The sequence below is a fragment of the Pseudomonas sp. BN414 genome, from assembly GCF_029871275.1.
Classification (GTDB): Bacteria; Pseudomonadota; Gammaproteobacteria; order Pseudomonadales; family Pseudomonadaceae; genus Metapseudomonas; species Metapseudomonas resinovorans_C.
The window spans coordinates 281,627-299,441 of sequence record NZ_SSOL01000066.1; the positions used below are offsets into that span (position 1 = coordinate 281,627).

The 17,815-nt window shown below is 63.4% G+C and carries 17 protein-coding genes; 10 read left to right on the forward strand and 7 right to left on the reverse strand.

The features are described from left to right. Positions 1-76: 76 nt before the first annotated feature. The 10 genes from E8E95_RS15595 (at position 77) to E8E95_RS15640 (ending at position 10,827) form a co-directional block, all read left to right on the forward strand. Positions 77-997 carry a DMT family transporter gene (locus E8E95_RS15595; protein WP_280351628.1) on the forward strand — a complete coding sequence of 307 codons (921 nt, stop codon included), beginning with the start codon at positions 77-79 and terminating at the stop codon, positions 995-997. Positions 998-1,243: 246 nt separating this feature from the next. After that, positions 1,244-2,416: a glycine betaine/L-proline ABC transporter ATP-binding protein gene (locus tag E8E95_RS15600; RefSeq protein WP_280351630.1), complete on the forward strand. Its 1,173-nt coding sequence runs from the start codon at positions 1,244-1,246 to the stop codon at positions 2,414-2,416. A 47-nt stretch (positions 2,417-2,463) separates the two neighbouring features. Next, on the forward strand, positions 2,464-3,417 hold the full coding sequence (gene proW, locus E8E95_RS15605; protein WP_280351632.1) for a glycine betaine/L-proline ABC transporter permease ProW: 954 nt from the start codon (positions 2,464-2,466) through the stop codon (positions 3,415-3,417). 55 nt (positions 3,418-3,472) lie between these two features. Beyond that, positions 3,473-4,513, forward strand: a complete 1,041-nt coding sequence (proX, locus tag E8E95_RS15610; RefSeq protein WP_280351634.1) for a glycine betaine/L-proline ABC transporter substrate-binding protein ProX — start codon at positions 3,473-3,475, stop codon at positions 4,511-4,513. A gap of 69 nt (positions 4,514-4,582) precedes the next feature. Beyond that, positions 4,583-5,932: an MmgE/PrpD family protein gene (locus tag E8E95_RS15615; protein WP_280351636.1), complete on the forward strand. Its 1,350-nt coding sequence runs from the start codon at positions 4,583-4,585 to the stop codon at positions 5,930-5,932. A gap of 121 nt (positions 5,933-6,053) precedes the next feature. Continuing rightward, positions 6,054-7,094 carry a helix-turn-helix domain-containing protein gene (locus E8E95_RS15620; RefSeq protein ID WP_280351754.1) on the forward strand — a complete coding sequence of 347 codons (1,041 nt, stop codon included), beginning with the start codon at positions 6,054-6,056 and terminating at the stop codon, positions 7,092-7,094. Positions 7,095-7,328: 234 nt separating this feature from the next. Continuing rightward, on the forward strand, positions 7,329-8,366 hold the full coding sequence (locus E8E95_RS15625; protein WP_280351637.1) for a helix-turn-helix domain-containing protein: 1,038 nt from the start codon (positions 7,329-7,331) through the stop codon (positions 8,364-8,366). 141 nt (positions 8,367-8,507) lie between these two features. Further along, positions 8,508-9,227, forward strand: coding sequence for an AzlC family ABC transporter permease (locus E8E95_RS15630; RefSeq protein WP_077525785.1), 720 nt, complete (start codon positions 8,508-8,510; stop codon positions 9,225-9,227). After that, the gene (locus tag E8E95_RS15635) at positions 9,224-9,550 is read left to right on the forward strand and encodes an AzlD domain-containing protein (protein WP_280351640.1); all 327 of its coding nucleotides are present in this window, start codon (positions 9,224-9,226) and stop codon (positions 9,548-9,550) included. Before E8E95_RS15630 ends, E8E95_RS15635 begins: the two co-directional genes overlap by 4 nt. 959 nt (positions 9,551-10,509) lie before the next feature. After that, positions 10,510-10,827 (forward strand): hypothetical protein, encoded by a 318-nt coding sequence (locus tag E8E95_RS15640; RefSeq protein ID WP_280351642.1) that lies wholly within the window; start codon positions 10,510-10,512, stop codon positions 10,825-10,827. A gap of 441 nt (positions 10,828-11,268) precedes the next feature. On the opposite strand, the gene E8E95_RS15645 is transcribed toward E8E95_RS15640, so the two are convergent. Genes E8E95_RS15645 through E8E95_RS15675 form a run of 7 tightly spaced genes read right to left on the reverse strand, consistent with a single transcriptional unit; the run spans position 11,269 to position 17,592 of the window. After that, on the reverse strand, positions 11,269-12,678 hold the full coding sequence (locus E8E95_RS15645; protein ID WP_280351643.1) for an ATP-binding protein: 1,410 nt from the start codon (positions 12,676-12,678) through the stop codon (positions 11,269-11,271). After that, a complete protein-coding gene (locus tag E8E95_RS15650) occupies positions 12,675-13,337 on the reverse strand; it encodes a response regulator transcription factor (protein ID WP_280351645.1) in 663 nt (220 codons plus the stop codon). The genes E8E95_RS15645 and E8E95_RS15650 overlap by 4 nt, the downstream gene beginning before the upstream one ends. Positions 13,338-13,353: 16 nt before the next feature. After that, entirely contained in the window at positions 13,354-13,998 is a 645-nt protein-coding gene (locus E8E95_RS15655) for a hypothetical protein (RefSeq protein ID WP_280351647.1), read from the reverse strand. After that, positions 13,995-14,801, reverse strand: a complete 807-nt coding sequence (locus E8E95_RS15660) for an SDR family oxidoreductase (protein WP_280351649.1) — start codon at positions 14,799-14,801, stop codon at positions 13,995-13,997. The genes E8E95_RS15655 and E8E95_RS15660 overlap by 4 nt, the downstream gene beginning before the upstream one ends. Then, entirely contained in the window at positions 14,788-15,462 is a 675-nt protein-coding gene (locus tag E8E95_RS15665) for an iron-containing redox enzyme family protein (protein ID WP_280351651.1), read from the reverse strand. The genes E8E95_RS15660 and E8E95_RS15665 overlap by 14 nt, the downstream gene beginning before the upstream one ends. Further along, entirely contained in the window at positions 15,459-16,928 is a 1,470-nt protein-coding gene (locus E8E95_RS15670) for an AMP-binding protein (protein WP_280351653.1), read from the reverse strand. The genes E8E95_RS15665 and E8E95_RS15670 overlap by 4 nt, the downstream gene beginning before the upstream one ends. Continuing rightward, positions 16,918-17,592 (reverse strand): thermostable hemolysin, encoded by a 675-nt coding sequence (locus E8E95_RS15675; protein ID WP_280351655.1) that lies wholly within the window; start codon positions 17,590-17,592, stop codon positions 16,918-16,920. Before E8E95_RS15675 ends, E8E95_RS15670 begins: the two co-directional genes overlap by 11 nt. Positions 17,593-17,815 lie beyond the last annotated feature (223 nt).

Here is a 17,815-nt window from a genome sequence, read left to right on the forward strand (position 1 = left end):
CCCCGTTTCATCCGCCGGGTGAAACGGGGCTTTTTCTGTCTGGAAGGCCTTGGGGCCGAACGCGGTGACACTACACATGAACTCGCATTCTCATCGAAATGGTCATGCCAGGGGCTTCGGCCTCGTGCTGCTGGCTGCGTTCTGTTACGGCCTGCAGCCGCTGTTCGCCCAGTACGCCTACGCGGGCGGTGCCGATCCTGTGGGGCTGCTTTTGTCGCGCTTCGCAATTGCTGTCGGCGTGCTGCTGGTATTCCTCCGTTGGCGCGGAATACCGCTTCCCACAGGGCAGCTGGCGCGACAAAACCTGTTGCTCGGCTTCGGTTACGGGCTTGCAGCTTTGGGCTACTACAGTGCCGCGCGATCTGCGTCGGTCAGTCTGGCGATCATCCTGGTGTACACCTTTCCGGCCTTCGTAACGGTCGTATCCATAACCTGCCTGGGGGAGCGGTCCAGCACACTCAAACTGGTCAGCCTGGCATTGGCCCTGGGCGGGGTATCGATGGCTACCGGGCTCAACCTGTCTGGCGCATCGATCGGGGCGCTGTGGGCGCTGTTCGCTGCTGTGTGCTACGGGGCGTCGGTCATCTACGGCACCCACCGGATCAACCATGAAAACCCATTGGCTTCAGCGGCGATGCTGCTTCTGGGCTGTGCGCTGACGTTCGCCGTGGCAGCCGTCCTGCAGGGTGCTTCATTGCCCTCGACCGTTCTCGCATGGTGGGCAACCGTGGGGCTGGCACTGTTCGCCACCCTGGTACCGGTGGCAGCCTTCCTGGCCGGCTCCCCGCGCATAGGTCCGTCGACGGCCGCGACCCTGTCGACCTTAGAGCCGGTGGTAGCCATAACCATTGCGGTGCTGCTCATGGGCGAGCAAGTCACCTACGCGATGTTGGCGGGTGGACTGATGGTGCTGATCGCGGCGGTTCTCCTGGCGCGTCAGGGGCCTTCGGAACCGGAGTTTTCTTCGTTGGAAGGCTCCGCCACTCGCGATCAATAACATGGCGTTATGGTTACGGGCGAACAAATGTCGTTGGACGCTGTAATGCCCAACCCCTAATTTGAAGCTGCAACGCGGCATTCATAAATCGATGTCGCTTTTATGGAGCAGGATTTTCTGCGCGCCGGTTTACCCACGTCAGAGACGAATGGAACTCCGGTTTTGCTGGACGCTAATCACCGTCGATTTGACGAATGAAGAGCGCGAAGTTGACTGATTGGTTAATAAGCATAACAAAGAGGTTTTATGAATCAGGCCGACGAAATTCTTTCGGTAAAGAACATCTTCAAGGTATTCGGACCCCATCCGGAAGTTGCCATGGAGATGTTGCGCAAGGGCGCCGACAAGAACGAAATATTCCGCAAGACCGGTCATGTCGTCGGTGTGTTCGACGCCAGCTTTTCCGTCAAGCGTGGCGAGATCTTCGTGATCATGGGGCTGTCCGGATCGGGTAAATCGACCATGGTGCGGCTGTTCAACCGCCTGATCGAACCCACCTCCGGCAGCATCCATCTGAATGGACGCGAGATCACCGGCCTGTCGGACAAGGCACTGCTCGATGTCCGTCGCAAGGAGATGGGCATGGTCTTCCAGTCCTTCGCGCTGATGCCGCACATGAGCGTCCTGGAAAACACCGCGTTCGGCCTGGAGATTTCCGGCGTGGGCGAGCGCGAGCGTCAAGCCCGCGCCAGCGAGGCTTTGAGCCAGGTTGGTCTCGCCGGACATGAGCACAGCTATCCGCACCAATTGTCCGGAGGCATGCAGCAACGTGTGGGGCTTGCCCGCGCTCTGGCGAACGACCCCACGATCCTGCTGATGGACGAAGCGTTCTCTGCGCTGGACCCGCTGATCCGAAGCGAGATGCAGGGAGAGCTCATGCGCCTTCAGGCAGAGCAGCAGCGCACCATCATCTTCATCTCTCACGATATCGAAGAAGCCATTCGAATCGGCCATCGCATAGCGATCATGGAAGGCGGTCGGGTGGTGCAGATCGGCACGCCGCAGGAGCTGCTGAACCAGCCCGCCAACGAATACGTCGAGACCTTCTTCAAGGGCTTTGACAGTTCCCGGGTGCTCAAGGCCGGTGACGTGGCTCAACTCGACCCCGAGATGGTCTGTCGAGTGAATGGCAAAGCCCCGAAATTCAAGACTGGCATTCCTTACGGTTACCTGATCGACGAGTGCGACCAACTGCTGGCTGTAGTGGGAGCAGACGAAACCGGCGGCGGAGTCGCGGGGCTGCCGGGCGAGGCGCTCAGCATGCACAAGCAGCACCCCGTCTACACCGACACGCCCCTTCACGACGTGCTGGATATCGTCGCGGCACTGCCATACCCGGTGCCCGTCCTGGACCGCAGCGGTGCTCTGAAGGGCACCATTTCCAAGAATCAGCTGTTGCACACCTTGAGCCGCCATTGAGCGAAGCCCTCGATCACGCAGCAGCCTTCGGAGAATAGGTAGCCACCATGTCAGAGTTCAGTCTTCTCGATCCTTTCCAGAGCGCCGTCATCCCACTGGGTGAGTGGGTGGAAACCACCCTGAGATACCTGGTGCACAATTTCCGGGATGTGTTCCGTGCCATCCGCTGGCCCATCGACCAGGTGCTCAATGGCATTGAATTCGTCCTGCAGAGCATCCCGCCGACCATCGGCATCATCCTGTCCTCGCTGCTGGGCTGGCAGCTAGCCGGCAAGCGCATGGCACTGCTGTGCTTCGTCACCCTGACGCTGCTTGGCTTCATCGGCGTGTGGTCGGAGTCCATGACCACGCTGGCGCTGGTGCTGACCTCGGTGTTCTTCTGCGCCGTGATCGGTATTCCGTTGGGAATTCTCTGCGCTCGCAGCGACCACTTGGAACGAGTGATTCGGCCAGTCCTCGACGCCATGCAGACCCTGCCGGCGTTCGTCTACCTGGTGCCCGTGGTGATGCTGTTCGGCATTGGCAACGTGCCTGGCGTGCTGGTGACCATCGTGTTCGCCCTGCCACCGCTGGTGCGCCTGACCAACCTGGGCATTCGCCAGGTACCCGAAGACAAGATCGAGGCCGCTCGTGCCTTTGGCTGCACCCGTCGGCAGATGCTGACCCGCGTGCAACTGCCGCTGGCCACCTCGACCATCATGGCCGGCCTGAACCAGACCCTGATGCTGTCACTGTCGATGGTGGTGATCGCCTCGATGATCTCCGTTGGCGGCCTCGGGCAGATGGTCCTGCGCGGCATCGGTCGCCTGGACATGGGCCTGGCAACGGTCGGCGGGGTAGGCCTGGTGTTGCTGGCCATCTTCCTCGACCGCCTGACCCAGGCCATGGGAGCGCGCTCGAGCGCCGACCCGAGCCTGCGTTGGTACCACACCGGCCCCGTTGGCGCGCTGCTGCGTCTGTGCGGTGCCGGGCACTCCTCCGGGCGGCGCAAGACTGCCTGAGCCGATTGATTCGATCTGCCGAACCCGACAGAAAACAATATAAAGGTACGAGACGATGCATCGATCCAAGATCTCCCACAGCCTCCTGCAATGCGCCACCGCCCTGTCCCTGGCAGTCGCCGCCCTGAGTGCCAGCGCTTCGACCGACAAGCCCGGCGAGGGCGTCGAGATCACGCCGATCTTCCCCTCCATCGCCGAGGAGCGCTTCCGTGGCGAGGTGGCGATGGAAGGCCTGCGCGAACTGGGCTACGACGTCCAGGAACCGAAAGAGACCGAGTACGGCGTGATGATGGTGGCGCTGGCCAATGGCGATGCCGATTTCACCGTGCATCTCTGGGAAAAGCTGCACGACAAGTTCTACCAGCAGGCCGGCGGTGACGACGTGATGGTCAAGACCGGCAACATCCTGCCGGGGGTCAGCCAGGGTTACCTGATCGATAAGAAAACCGCCGACCAGTACAACATCAAGTACATCACCGACCTGAAAAAGCCGGAGATCGCCAAGCTGTTCGACACCGACGGCGACGGCAAGGCCGACCTGACCGGTTGCAACCCGGGCTGGGGCTGCGAGCTGGTCATTTCCCACCACATGAAGGCCTATGACCTGGACAAGAGCGTGCACGTCAACCAGGGCTCGTACTTCGCCCTGATGGCCGACACCATCACCCGCTACAAGGAAGGCAAGCCGATCCTGTACTTCACCTGGGTGCCGCAGTGGATTGCCAGCGTGCTGGTCGAGAACACGGACGTGGTCTGGCTGGAAGTGCCGAAGACCGACCTGCCGGATGGCAATAACGATGTGGACACCATGTACAAGGGCAAGAACCTCGGGTTCGCCGTGGACAAGGTGGTGGCGGTGCTGAACAAGGACTTCGCCGAGGAGAACCCGGCGGCCGTGAAGTTCCTCTCGCAGGTGCAGATCAGCACCGATGACGAGAGTGCGCAGAACCTGAAGATGCAGCAGGGCGAGAAGAAGCCCGCCGACATCCAGCGCCACGCCAAGGAGTGGGTCGCCGCGCATCGCCAGCAGTTCGACAGCTGGCTGCAAGCCTCGCGAACCGCCGCTGGGAACCAGGTCAGCCAGACCAAGCAGTAATGCCTTCGGGAGCCCGTGCTGCGGGCTCCCTCATTCCCTTTAGCCAGAACCCGTCTGTGGAGTCTCCACATGTCGCTCTACTCGTTCGTCCGCGATTTCCGTTTCCACGATGCACCGTCCCATACCCGCGAGCTGCTGCAGACCTGCTTGCTGGATATTCTCGGTGTGGCGGCCGGTGCGCGAGACAACCACACCAGCCAGGCGCTGAAACGCTACGCACTGGCGCATTACCCGGCTGGAAAACTGGCCAGCCGCCTGCTCTTCGATGGTCGCGCTGTGCATCCGCTAGGAGCCGCGTGGGCAGGCGGCTTCAGCGTCGATAGCCTGGATGCCCACGAAGGCCATTTCACGTCCAAGGGGCATGCAGGGGCGACCGTGGTGCCGGCCCTGCTGGCGATCGTCGACGCATGCCGTGAGCAGGGTAGGAACATCAGCGGTGAGGAACTGCTGAGCGCCCTCTGCATCGGTTACGAAACCGCTCTGCGTGCCGGCGCCGCGCTGATGGCTACCGCTCCTGAATACCATGCCTCCGGAGCCTTTTCCGGCGTCGGCGTCGTATGTGGAGGCGCGCGCTTGCTGGGCCTGGACGAAATGCGCTTCCGTCACGCGCTGGGTATCGCCGAATACTTTGGTCCGCGCTGCCCGATGATGAGACTGGTCGATCATCCGTCGATGTTGCGTGATGCCCATGGCGCGGGAGCCTACGCTGGCATCAATGCGCTGCTGCTGGCTGAAGCAGGTGTCACCGGGGCGCCGGCCGAGACGGTGGAAGATGATGCAGTGGCCGCCCATTGGCGGGATCTCGGCGAGCGCTGGGAAATCGATGCCCAGTACTTCAAGCCCTGGCCGGTTTGTCGCTGGGCTCAGCCGGCCCTCACCGCCGTGACGGGCCTCATGGCCGGGCATCCGCAGATCCGTGGCGAAAACATCGAGCAGATCCAGGTGCAGACCTTCCATGAATCCATGCGCCTGCAGGGGCATACGCCGGCCAACGCCGACGAGGCCCAGTACGCGTTGGCCTTCCCGCTTGCGGCGCTTGTGGTGCGTGGTCAGGTCGGGCCGCTGGAAGTGACGGGCGAAGCGATCCACGCCGCCGACATCCTCGCGGTGAGTCAGCGCATTGAAATCGTTGAAAGCGATGAGCTCTCCGCACGTTTCCCCAATGAAATCCTGTCGAGGGTTTCGATCCAGCTCAAGGATGGTCAGGTCCTCACAAGCCCGATCACCGCCGCCAAGGGGGACCCCGAAACCGCCATGACCCACGCGGAATTCCTCGCCAAGTTCAATTTGCTGGCCGGAATCAGCCTGGGACCGGAGCAGCGGCGCGAAATCGAACAGGCTATTGCGGCACTCCCGGGTAGCCCCAGCTGCGAGCGTCTTTTCGCCTTGCTATTCGAGCAGGCAGGCGCGATTCGATGACGTTGAACGGGATGCGGGTCGGCCCGTGTGGTGTGGTTGGTTTTTTTGGATTGGGGGGGACGCGCCGCTACCAGGGATGGAGTGGCAATGATGTAAATCCTGTACAGCTGTGAGTCGAGAAATGAGAACGTCATTCGAGAGTGTATTGAAGTGCAAGAACCTGGCGCATCTGGATAGGGCCAGTCGTGCAGGGCTGACGACGCCCGTACGCCGTGTCGCCTTCATTCTGCGCGAGCACTTCTCGATGATGGCCTTCACCGGTGCGGTGGATGCATTGGTGACGGCCAACCTCATGAGCTCGACTCCAGTGTTCGAGGTCCTGGTCGTTGGGGGCGAAAGCAACCTGGTGACGAGCGACCTGGGGATTGCCATTTCCACCGACTGCACCCTTGCTGAACTGGACGAGAAGCACCAGGAGATGATTGTGGTGTGCGGCGGATTCCGTGTCCGTCTCCAGAGTGAGCCGCAGCTGAAGACGAAACTGCGTAATGCCGGCGCGGCGGGTGCGGTGCTTGGCGGCCTCTGGAATGGTGCTTACTTCCTGGCTGAGGCCGGCCTGTTGAATGGCCATGAGTGCGCCTTTCATCCTGACGGTCGAGCGATGATGTCCGAGCTCTTTCCCAAGGTCAGCGTCACCACCCATTCCCACGTGCTGGACCGCAAGCGAATGAGTTGCGCGGGCGCGAACAGCTCGCTGGGCATGATGCTGGAAGTGGTGGGACACAGCGCAGGCCAGGAACTTCTGGACGCGGTGGAGGAGGTCCTGGGTTGCGACAAGATGCGGGAAACCGTTGACGTTTCAGTGGTGTCGATCGACTTCGATCCAACCTTGCTGCGAACGCTCAAGCTCGCCCTGGAACTTATGCACAGCAACATCGAGGATCCAATCGACATCGGTGAGATCGCGCGATACGCACGTATTTCCAGACGCCACCTGGAGCGTCTGTTCAGGCGATACGTAAAGGCGACACCTCCGCGCTACTACATGGAGCTGCGACTCACCCATGCGCGCCAGCTGTTGCAACACACCAACAAGTCCTTGACCGAAATATCGGTGGCCAGCGGATTCGCCACCCTTCCGCATTTCAGTCGCTGCTTTCGCGAGAAATTCGATGTGGCTCCCGGTCAATTTCGTTCTCGGTCTCAGTTCCGGGTCGGATAGGTAGCGACGCTGCGAGCTTCAGGGCTGCCCTGGGGCTGTGAGTAAAGTTCAAGCTGTCAGCAGCCATCAGTCCGGGCGCGGCGTCGTTTCGGGAAATGGAAGCGGCGAATGCAGAACTGTCCGGAAGCCCCCAATTGTGAGAATTTGCTTGCGCTGGTCCCAGACTTTGGACCGACATCCGGGTATCAGCAGAGGGAATGTCGATCCGCACCCTGAGTTGCTGTGAGTCGAGAAATGAGAGCGTCCTTCGAGAGCGTTCTGAAGAGCAAGAACCTGGCGCATCTGGACAAGGCCCGTCGTTCAGGGCTGACCACCCCTGTTCGTCGTGTGTCCTTCATCCTGCGCGAGCATTTTTCGATGATGGCCTTCACCGGTGCGGTGGATGCCTTGGTGACGGCCAATCTGATGAGTTCGACCCCCGTGTTCGAAGTCGAGGTGGTGGGTGGGGACAGCAATCTCGTCGTGAGTGATCTTGGCATCTCCATCTCCACCGATTGCACCCTCAACGAGCTGGATGAAAAGCGTCAGGACATCCTGGTGGTCTGTGGCGGCTTTCGCGTTCGACTCGAGGGTGAGGCGCTGCTACGGACGAAGCTTCGGTCTGCCGACGCCGCTGGGGCTGTACTCGGAGGGCTCTGGAATGGGGCGTTCTTCCTGGCTGAAGCCGGCTTGCTGGATGGCCATGACTGCGCATTCCACCCGGACTGTCGGGCAATGATGATGGAGCTCTTCCCGAAGGTGAATGTGACGAGCCATTCCCAGGTGCTCGACCGCAGGCGAATCAGTTGTGCCGGCGCGAACAGCTCCCTGGGCATGATGCTGGAAGTCGTGCGCCACAGTGCCGGCGACGAGTTGGTGAGTGCCGTGGAAGAGGTGCTCAGCTGCGACAAGATGAAGGATGTCGTCGATGTGTCAGTTGTCTCCATCGATTTCGATCCGACCTTGCCCGAGTCGATCAAGCTCGCACTGGAGTTGATGCACAGCAATATTGAAGATCCCATCGAGATCGAAGAGATTGCGCGCTACGTGGGGATATCCAGGCGACACCTGGAGCGCCTTTTCCGGCGCTACGTGAAGGCGACGCCGCCACGGTACTATCTCGAACTTCGGCTCACCCGGGCACGCCAGCTACTGCAGCACACCAACAAGTCGCTGATCGAGATCGCCGTGGCGAGCGGGTTCGTCACCCTCCCACATTTCCAGCGCTGCTTCCGCGCGATGTTCGATATGGCCCCGGGGCAGTTCCGCAAACGCAATCACTTCAAGGTTTGAGCGTGCGGGCCAGGCAAATGGAGTCTGGGAAAGTGTCCGGAGGGGTGTCGATTTTCAGCGTCAGTTCGTGCCCCCGAACGCCTTCCGACCCTGCTGGTTGGCCAGCAATCTCGCATCATGTTTTACAACCAAGGACACCCCATGCCGTATCAGACACGGACTGAAGCCTTCTGGGCAGGCGTTCGCACGCTTATTCCTTTGACACCAGGCGTTGTGCCGTTCGGGCTGGTCGCCGGTGTCATGGCCATAGACATGGGGATGTCCCCCGGCATGACCATGGCGATGACCTTGCTGTTCTATTCGGGGTCGGCACAGATGGCCGCGCTTCAACTGCTGCACAACGATGTGCTGCCGGTGGCGATCGTGATGACGGCCCTGGTCATCAATTTGCGCTTTGTGATGTACAGCGCGTCGCTCGCGCCGTTCCTGCATCACTTGCCCCGTCGTTGGACGTGGCCGCTGTCTTACATGCTGTCTGACCAGTCGTACGCCATCTGCATTCTCAAGCTTTCCTCGGGGGAACTGGGGCGCTTCGCCCACTTCTTTTACGCCGGCACGGCTGTGACCATGTGGGTGTCCTGGCAGCTATCGGTACTGGCCGGCGTCTACCTGGGCGCCAGCATTCCCAGTTCATGGTCACTGAGCTTCGCCATACCGCTGTCTTTCCTGGCGATTCTGGTGCCCTCCATACGCAGCGTGCCCAGCCTCGGGGCCGCTGCGGTGGGTGGGGTGGTGGCGGTCTTCGCGGTCGATATGCCCTACAACCTTGGATTGGTAACGGCTTCGATAGCCGGCATCGTGGCCGGGGTGCTCATCGAAAATGCGCGCCAGCGTTCGCAGGACGAAAAGGTGGCTGAATGAGTGATTTTGCTTTGTGGGGGCTATTTCTGGCCGTCGGGCTTGGAACCTTCGCCATGCGTCTTTCGTTTGTCGAACTCTACGGCCGACTGAGAATCCCTGCGCTATTGAGACAAGCCTTGTTGTATGTGCCTGCCAGTGTGTTGGCCGCGCTGGTGTTGCCCGCAGTGATCTACCCTAACGGGCATGGCGACATTGCCCTGGATAATCCACAGATACCGGCGGCTATCGTCGCAGCCTTGCTCGCCTGGAAAACACGTAACGCTGCGCTGACCCTCGCGGGGGGGATGGCCACGCTTTGGGCGCTCAAGCTTTCAGGGTGGTGATTGACTGCGTAGTTCAGGTGGGCAGGGCAGGGCAACAAGGCGCCTGAATCGGGCACAAAGTCGGCGCAAAAAAAAGCCGCCTGTGTGGCGGCGGCGAGGTCTCAAGCCTATGGCCTTCGACGAGTCACGTCTGTACGGAGGAACCGGCTTCGAAGCATTCGAGGCCGTGCAGGTCGCAGAACCTGGAGAGGGTCTGCCAATGCGATCAGCTGGAAGCGCACCGTGATCAGCGGAGCGATGCTGTTCATGACCTGACTGCGACGCAGATTACGCCGCCTTTGCCGGGCGATAGCTGTCCATACCCGACCACAGAAAGGACGAACGCGACGCGACGCACTGATTCAATAGCCCTGGTTGCATGCGTCGGCAGCACTCAACAAAAAACGGAGCTCCAAACCGGCTTGCGCCGGCCTGGAAGCTCCGCAAGGTGCGACTCCCCAGTTCCTTCTTCGTTATTGCGCCGAGCGGTGTTCGACGACGTCGACATCCGGAGCATCCGGCGCGTCATTGGGTTCTGCCTCGACGGCATCGACGTCCGGTGCATCAGCGGCGTCATCGGCTTCGTCCGCCGCCTCCCTGGCTGCGTCGCGGGCTGCATTAGCCGCAGCCTTGGCCGCATCCCTGGCGGCATCCGCGTCGTCTCTTGCAGCGTCCCGAGCCGCATTTGCCGCGGCCCTGGCTGCGTCCCTGGCGTTATCCGCAGCCGCTCTTGCGGCATCCCGGGCCGCATCCGCGCCTTCGTCACCTGCCGCCCTGGCCGCATCCCTGGCCGCATCGGCGGCTGATCTGGCGGCATCCCTGGCAGCGTCTGCGGCATCCTTGGCCGCATCTCTGGCGGCGTCCGCATCAGCCCGGGCGGTGTCCCTGGCCGCATTTGCATCATCTCGGGCCGCGTCCCTGGCGGCATCGGCAGCATCGTTGTCGTTGTCGTTGTCGTTGTCGTTGTCGGCGTCGTTGTCGTGGTCGCCCCTATTGCCGGCGATACCTCCGTGGTCCGCATCGCCGTGTCCCGGCCCGCCATGGCCATCGCCATCGCCATCGCCATCGCCATCGCCGTCACCATGGCCGCCATGTCCGGAGCCGGCGTTGCCGCCGCCCCCGTCATGACCGCCACCGTCTCCGCCGTGGCCGGAACCGCTACCACCGCCATGGCCACCGCCGTCACCGCCACCGCCACCGCCGTGACCACCGCCACCTCCACTACCACCTCCACTGCCGCTACCACCACCGCCGCCGTGCCCACCACCTCCTCCGTCCTGGGCATGGACGCTGAATGAAGTCGAAATGTAATCAGGTACCAGCACGCTGGATGCCGAGAGAACACCACCAATCGCTAGAGTGAGCAGGCACTTTCTAAAAGACATAGTCGGGCCTCCGTCTCGGTCTTCTGGGGTTGTCCCCAAGGAACACTCAGTCGGTTGAGCCCGGAGCGAGGCGGTGGTTCATCGCGGGGGCTGTTCTTCTGGACAGGCGGGCGGGGCGCTTGCACGTGTCTCTTGGAGCTCAGGGGAATAATGGGAGGGCTCGTTGGTACGGGTCCTTTTAACGGCGAGGAATTTTGTGGGAAATTTTCCCACAATGATTCACGGGGGAAACAGTTGAAGGCTGTTCGCCGGACAGTTTGAACTTCCAGTCCGGCTTTACATGCAGGCATGCAGCTGACGAGCGGTATCCCATTCTTCCTTGAAGTTCGCCGGTGAGGGGTAGCGGGACAGGCGTCAGCGCTTCCCTATGGCCGAGCCGGGTGAGCTGTGCAGGCGCATCCCGCGCGGCAGCCTGAAGTCGGCGCGCAGGCCGCTGCCCTCGCGGTTGGCGAGGCTGATGCTGCCGCCCAGGCGAGAGGCAATCATCTGCACGATGGCCAAGCCGAGCCCCGCGCCCTGGGGGTTGTCCTGGCTGTAGAAGCGTTCGAACAGCCGCTCCAGCCGGCTCTCGTCGATGCCAGGCCCCTGGTCTTCGACCCGCAGCAGGAGGAAGTCCGGGCCATCCGGCCGCAGGCTGACCTTCACTTCGCTGCCGGCCGGGGAAAAGTTGCTGGCATTGGTCACCAGGTTCTGCAGGGCAATGCCGATGGCCGCCGGATCGCTGGTGGTGCGGTAGTCGCCTTCCGCCACGTCCAGGGACAGCTCCAGGCCCTTGTCCAGCACCAGGGGCGTGAGTTCGGCAAGGTGTTCTCGAACCAGCGGTTCCAGGTCCACGGGCTGCCATTTCTGTTTGGCCAGTTCCGGTTCCACCCGGGCCATGGTGAGCAGCTGGTGAACCACGCGGGTCAGGCGGTCGACGCCCACCGTGAGAAATCGCAAGGCTTCGGTGCGCTGCTCATCGTTCGTGGCTTCCAGGGCGTTCTGCGCATGCAGGCGCAGGACCGCGAGGGGTGTTCGCATTTCGTGGGCGGCGTCGCCGATGAAGCGACGTTCGCGCTGAAGCATCTGTTCGATCTGCGCCAACAGCCGGTTGATCGCCGCCTGCATGGGCTCCAGCTCCCGCGGCAGTGGCACGACCTGCAGGGGCGCGAGGGAGTCGGCATGCCGGCTGCGGATCATTCGCGCCATGTTCTGCAAGGGGCGCAGGCCCCAGCCGATGGCCAGCCAGACCAGCGTCGCGAGGATGAGGATGCCGATCAGGTTCGGCCACAGGGTGTGGCGCACGATGCGTTCCACCAGGTCCTGACGCACATCGTCGCGCTCGCCCACCCAGATCAGCAGGCCCTGTACCGGATCCGGCAGGACGAATCCGCGCCAGTGGTGGTCGCCGAGCTGGAGGTTGTAGAACCCTGTGCGAACGGGGACGTGGTCGAAGGGCGGCGAGCTGGCCGATTGCACCAGGCTACTGCCGTCGCGGTCCCAGACGTGGAAGGCCAGCTTGCTCTCGTAGGGGTGGCCGACCTTGTGCGGCCCGGCCTGGCTGAGGGCCTGGTTGAACGCCCGGAACAGTTCAGTCCGGTCGCTGTTGGCCTGCGGCATGTGCATGACCCCCAGCAATAGCCGGGCGTTCTGTGCCAGGTGGGCGTCGTAGATTTCCTCCACCTCATGGCTGCTGTCGCGGTAGTTGAGGTAGACGATGATCAGGGTGCCGAGCAACAGCAGGACCATCACCAGCCCCAGGGTGCGGCGGCGCAACGAGGTCATGGCTGCGCATCCACCCGGTAGCCGATGCCTCGCACGGTGCGGATGAGGTCGCTGGAGAGCTTCTTGCGAAGGTGGTGGATATGCACTTCCAGGGTGTTGCTTTCGGCTTCTTCGTCCCAGCCATAGAGCGTCTGCACCAGGCGCTCGCGGGTGAGCACCTTGCCCGGTTGCGAGAGCAGTTCGTGGAGCAACTGGTATTCCTTGGGCGTCAGCGTCACCGGGTTGCCCTGGTAGCTGACTTGCTGGTTGGTCGGGTCGAGCACCACGCCGGCGTGTTCGATGAGTACCTGTGGCCGGCCCGCGCTGCGGCGCAAGAGGGCGCGCAGGCGGGCCTTGAGTTCATTGAGGTCGAAGGGCTTGACCAGGTAATCGTCGGCGCCGGCATCCAGGCCGAGGATACGGTCCTCAAGGCCGTCGCGGGCGGTGAGTACCAGCACCGGCAACGTGGAGCCGCCAGCCCGGAGTTTCTGCAGGACGTGCACACCGTCCAGTCGCGGCAGGCCGAGGTCGAGGATGGCCAGGTCGAACTCTTCATTCTGCAAGGCGTGCAGGGCGCTGGCGCCGTCGGTGAGCCAGTCGATGGTATAGCCCTCCTGGCGCAGGCCGGCGCGCACGCCTGCGCCGAGGGCGTTGTCGTCTTCGACAAGTAGGAGTCGCATGGGTCGCCTTAGTGCTTCAGTGCGTCTGGATTTCCTGCAGTAAAGCATCGATTTCCTGACGCCTGCCCTGGTCGGCCAGCTCGCGCCCTGGACGCGGGGCGGCGGCCTTGGCCTTGAGCAAGGCCTCGCGCGCCTGCTCCGGGTGACCCTGGCGATTGAGGTGGTCGCCCCAGAAATACAGGCTGTCGATCCCCGCCGGGTTGATCTCCAGGGCCTTGCGCAGCAACTGGTCAGCCTTGTCCTCGTCGCCGAAGCTGACGGGCCAGCCGGGCACCCGGTCGTACAAGGCACCGAGGCTGGTATAGGCCGAGCCCTGCAGGGCCTGTGGGTCGAGCTGGATGGCTTTTTCCAGGGCGGCGCGGGCTTCCTTCACCTTGCCCAGCGCCCCCAGACCACCTTCGGCGCCGGCCCAGCTGCTGGTGACGATGCCGTGCCAGATCCAGGCTTCGGCCGCCTGCGGGGCGCTGCGGGTGAAGGCGCCACTCTGGGCGGCGAGCTTCTCGAATTCGGCGGAGCGCTGCTTCTCCGGAAGCTGGTACTGGATTTCCGCCCAGCGTTTCTGGATGTCCGCCAGCCGCTGGCTGCCGCCGGCGTCGAGGGCCCATGCGGGGATGCAGAGGGTCAGGAGCAGTCCGAAGGTGCACAAGAGCTTGTTCATCATGAATGGTCCTTGCCGTGATGGAGGCCGCTGAAGCGGCGAATGATCGGCAGTTGCTTGTGCAGGGCGCGATCCACCAGGCCCGGCAGCATGCTGTTGAGGCGGACGAAGAACTTCTCCGGCCAGCCGAGGTAGAGCTCGCTGAGGTCTTTCTCGATGGCCGCGATCACCGCTCCGGCCACTTGCTCTGGCTCGTCCACGCCGACCTTGAGTTCGGCGTTGAGGGCCATGGCGGTCTGGCTGTTCATGCTGGTGCGGGTGGCGCGCGGCGCGACGTACAGAACGTTCACGGAGGTGTCGGCCAGTTCCCGGCGCAGCGCCTCGGAGAATCCGCGCAGAGCGAACTTGCTGGCGCAGTACACGGCATAGCCGGGATAGCCGATGGAGCCGTAGGTGGACCCCACGTTCACCACCAGGCCGTGGCGCTGCTGACGCAGCAATGGCAGGAGGGCACGGGTCAGTTGCAGGGTGGCGGTGACGTTGAGGGCGAGCATGTCTTCGATCTGGCCGTCGTCCACCTGCTCCAGCATGGCGAAGGCGTTCACCCCGGCGGCGTTCATCAGGACGTTGACGCCGCCCATGCCACGGGCAGCATCCAGCACGCGCTGGCGGCCCGTGGCGGAACGCAGGTCGGCGCCGACCCAGGACAGTTGATGCGAGAAGCGCTGGCGCAGCTCGCCCAGGGTCTCTGGATGGCGACTGACCGCCAGCACCTGGGCACCCCGTGCGCAGAGTTGTTCGACCAAAGCCAGGCCGATGCCGCCACTGGCGCCCGTGAGCAGTACCCGGCAGTCATCGAGTCGCATGGCTCACCTCACCGGCGCGGGGCAGGCCGCGGAACATCTCGGCATACAGCTGGTAGACGACCTTGGCGGCGTGGATCACGGCCTGTTGGTCGTCTTCGTCTTCCAGGCGATCCATCAGGCGGCGGTAGGTGGCCATGTGATCCTGGTCGAGGGCACCGTGGGAGGACAGGTAGCTGAAGGCCTCCGCCGGCAGTGCGAGGCTCTCGCGGATGGCGCCGGCAGCCTGGGTCGCCAGGGCGATGCTGGTGCCTTCCAGCACGTTGACCATGCCGAACAGTCCCACCGGGTTGCCTCGGGCAATCAGGTCGTAGAGGTAGGCGACCATCAGTTCGATGGCCAGCGAGGGACGACTATGGCGGGCGGCCTCGGCGTCGCCTCCGCAGGCCCGGATGTCATCGAGAATCCAGCGTTCGTGGCCGTATTCCTCATCGATGTATTCGCACACGGCGCCCCGCAGCCATTCCAGACGCGAGGGCAGGCGCGCCCCGCACGCCATCATCAGCGGCACGGTATGGCGCACGTGGTGGTAGGCCTGGCCGAGGAAGGCGCGGTAGCCCTCCAGGCTCACCTGCCCGGCCAGGGCCTCGCGTATCACCGGAACACTGAACAGGGCGTCCCGCTCGGCGGCGGTGGCGGCTTGCAGCTGGTTGAAGAAACTCATGGTCGTACCTCGTTCTCGAGTTCGAGCAGGGCGCTGCGATAGCGCTCGGCGATGGCTTCGCGGCGCAGGCGCCCGTTGCTGGTGAGCAGTCCGTCGGCAACGCTGAAAGGAGCGGCCAGCCGGTGCCACGCCCTGACCCGCGCGTAGTCGGGCAGGGCGGCGTTGGCACTGGCCACGGCATCGGCGAGGGTCTGGTCGTCGCAATGCGGGTCCAGCGGCCAGAGCAGGGCCAGGTTGCCGGGCAGGCCTTCACCCTGGACGAAGGCCTGGGCGATCACCCCGCGCTGGGTGAGCTCGGCTTCTACCCAGTCTGGATTCACGTTGCGGCCGAAGCTGGTGATGAACTGGTGTTTCTTGCGGCCCTTGAGGTGCAGGTAGCCTTCGCTGTCGAACTCACCCAGGTCGCCCGTGGGCCACCAGTCATCTGCATGGGGCGCCTCGCCCAGATAGCCGAGCAGGGTGGAGCCGGCGACTTGCACTTCGCCGTCGTCCGCCACTCGAACCTGAACATGGGGCAGGGGCCGGCCGACGCTGCCAGGGCGATTGGCACCAGGGCGGTTCAGGCAGACCACCGATGCGCATTCGGAGAGTCCGTAGCCTTCGAATACCGGCAGGCCGACCCGCGCCGCGCGGGCCAGCAGATCCTCCGAGACCCGCGCGCCGCCCACCGCGACAAAGCGGAACTGTGCGGCGCTGAGGAGGCTGCGTTCGATGGCGGTGACCAGACCGAGTAACAGCTGCGGCACCAGGATCAGGCTCTGGGCACCACTGAGTACGAGGGTGGCGAGCATTCGTTCCCAGTCCACCCCGCTAGCCCCCTCGATACCCATCTGCCGCTGCGGCAACAGGGTGACGCAGGCGCCGGCGAGCAATGCGGCGTAGATCCCGAGGTTCTCCAGCAGCACGGCCATCGGCAAGACGGCCAGGTAGTGCGCCGGTGCAGTGGGGCGGCTGGCGACGTCCAGTTCCTGGCTGACCCTTAGCAAGGTCGGCGCTCCCAGGCAGACGCCCTTCGGCTGGCCAGTGGTGCCGGAGGTGTAGGTGATTTTGGCGGTTCCGGCGGGCAGGGCGGCACGGGTGCCGGCGGGCCTGCGCCAGAAGTTGTCGTCCGCCTGGAAGCCGGCGTCTTCCAGTTCGCCTGCGTAGCCTGCATCCGCCACGGCCAGGCGGACGTCACACTGCGCCAGGCAATGGGCGCGCTGCTGCGGGCTGAAGAACGGCGGCAGGGTCAGGCAGGGACGTCCGGCAAAGAGGGCGGCCAGGTCCCAGAGCAGCGCCTCGGGTCCGTTGTCCAGCCCGAGTGCCAGCACGCCCTCGGGCTCATTGCGCAGCAGGCTTTCGCGCCGCTCCACTTCGGCCAGCAACTGGGCATAGGTATAGCGCCGGGTATCGCCTCGGATCGCCAGGGGCATCGGTAGATGATTGGCATGTTCGCGCAGGCGCGCGCGCAGAGCTTCAGGCTGCATGGTGGGACGCCCTTTCGATATCGGGAAAGCCCAGGCGCGCGAGTACGCCGTTGCGCTGCAATTGCTCGAAGCCAAGGCGGATGCTGCCGGTGAACACCTGGGGTTTCTGCTCGTAGTAGGTGCCCCATTGCTGCTGCCCCTCGGCGAGGCGCTCGGGGTCGGCCTCGCCGAGGGGCAGGGGTTCCAGACCCAGGCGATGGAAGCTGTTGACCAGTGCCGGGGCGCCGGTGAACACCACCCATTCCAGCTCCCGCAGGTTCAGCAACCAGGTCATCGCAACGATGATCAGCCGCGCATTGCCGGCGTTGATCGACGCCAGGTTGCCCACTTCAACCACCTGCTCGCGCCTGACTTCGCCGCCTGTGAGGGCGGAGATCAACGCTTCCGCCGAGCGCTCCAGGTACTGCTCGAGGAACAGCGGCCCCTGCTCGGCGAGGCGGATGCCGGTCGCGGCGCTGAGCGCTCCGTGATGATTGCGCAGGCTGAGCAGTTCCGGCATGAACTGGCGGATGTCGGCACCGTGGGCACTGAGAAACCGACGATGGACGAAATCCTCGGTCTGGGTGCGTCCCGGGGTGCCGGGCAGCAGCAGGGATAGGAAGTGTTGCTGCGAATTCAGACCGAAACGTAAGGGGAACAGGGCGTTCCACTCGGCATTGTTCATCGCGGCCCTCCAGGCGAATGGCGAATGGAGGGAGTATCCGGCGCGAGTCTTAAGGGACTCTGAAGATGCCGCGCGCACCTGTCGCGCAGTGGTCATCTCGCTGACACGCAGGCGTCATGCCTCTGGAGCATCCTGATTGCAGGAACAGAAAGGGCACAGGAAGTGCCAGGGTGCAAACTGAAGCTGCCGGCGATGGCAGCTTTTTTTTTGCTTGCGGATAGGC

Coding starts and splice junctions, on each gene's coding strand:
- E8E95_RS15595 (WP_280351628.1), top strand. CDS start 77: ATGAACTCGCATTCTCATCGAAATGGTCATGCCAGGGGCTTCGGCCTC.
- E8E95_RS15600 (WP_280351630.1), top strand. CDS start 1,244: ATGAATCAGGCCGACGAAATTCTTTCGGTAAAGAACATCTTCAAGGTA.
- proW (WP_280351632.1), top strand. CDS start 2,464: ATGTCAGAGTTCAGTCTTCTCGATCCTTTCCAGAGCGCCGTCATCCCA.
- proX (WP_280351634.1), top strand. CDS start 3,473: ATGCATCGATCCAAGATCTCCCACAGCCTCCTGCAATGCGCCACCGCC.
- E8E95_RS15615 (WP_280351636.1), top strand. CDS start 4,583: ATGTCGCTCTACTCGTTCGTCCGCGATTTCCGTTTCCACGATGCACCG.
- E8E95_RS15620 (WP_280351754.1), top strand. CDS start 6,054: ATGAGAACGTCATTCGAGAGTGTATTGAAGTGCAAGAACCTGGCGCAT.
- E8E95_RS15625 (WP_280351637.1), top strand. CDS start 7,329: ATGAGAGCGTCCTTCGAGAGCGTTCTGAAGAGCAAGAACCTGGCGCAT.
- E8E95_RS15630 (WP_077525785.1), top strand. CDS start 8,508: ATGCCGTATCAGACACGGACTGAAGCCTTCTGGGCAGGCGTTCGCACG.
- E8E95_RS15635 (WP_280351640.1), top strand. CDS start 9,224: ATGAGTGATTTTGCTTTGTGGGGGCTATTTCTGGCCGTCGGGCTTGGA.
- E8E95_RS15645 (WP_280351643.1), bottom strand. CDS start 12,678: ATGACCTCGTTGCGCCGCCGCACCCTGGGGCTGGTGATGGTCCTGCTG.
- E8E95_RS15650 (WP_280351645.1), bottom strand. CDS start 13,337: ATGCGACTCCTACTTGTCGAAGACGACAACGCCCTCGGCGCAGGCGTG.
- E8E95_RS15655 (WP_280351647.1), bottom strand. CDS start 13,998: ATGATGAACAAGCTCTTGTGCACCTTCGGACTGCTCCTGACCCTCTGC.
- E8E95_RS15660 (WP_280351649.1), bottom strand. CDS start 14,801: ATGCGACTCGATGACTGCCGGGTACTGCTCACGGGCGCCAGTGGCGGC.
- E8E95_RS15665 (WP_280351651.1), bottom strand. CDS start 15,462: ATGAGTTTCTTCAACCAGCTGCAAGCCGCCACCGCCGCCGAGCGGGAC.
- E8E95_RS15670 (WP_280351653.1), bottom strand. CDS start 16,928: ATGCAGCCTGAAGCTCTGCGCGCGCGCCTGCGCGAACATGCCAATCAT.
- E8E95_RS15675 (WP_280351655.1), bottom strand. CDS start 17,592: ATGAACAATGCCGAGTGGAACGCCCTGTTCCCCTTACGTTTCGGTCTG.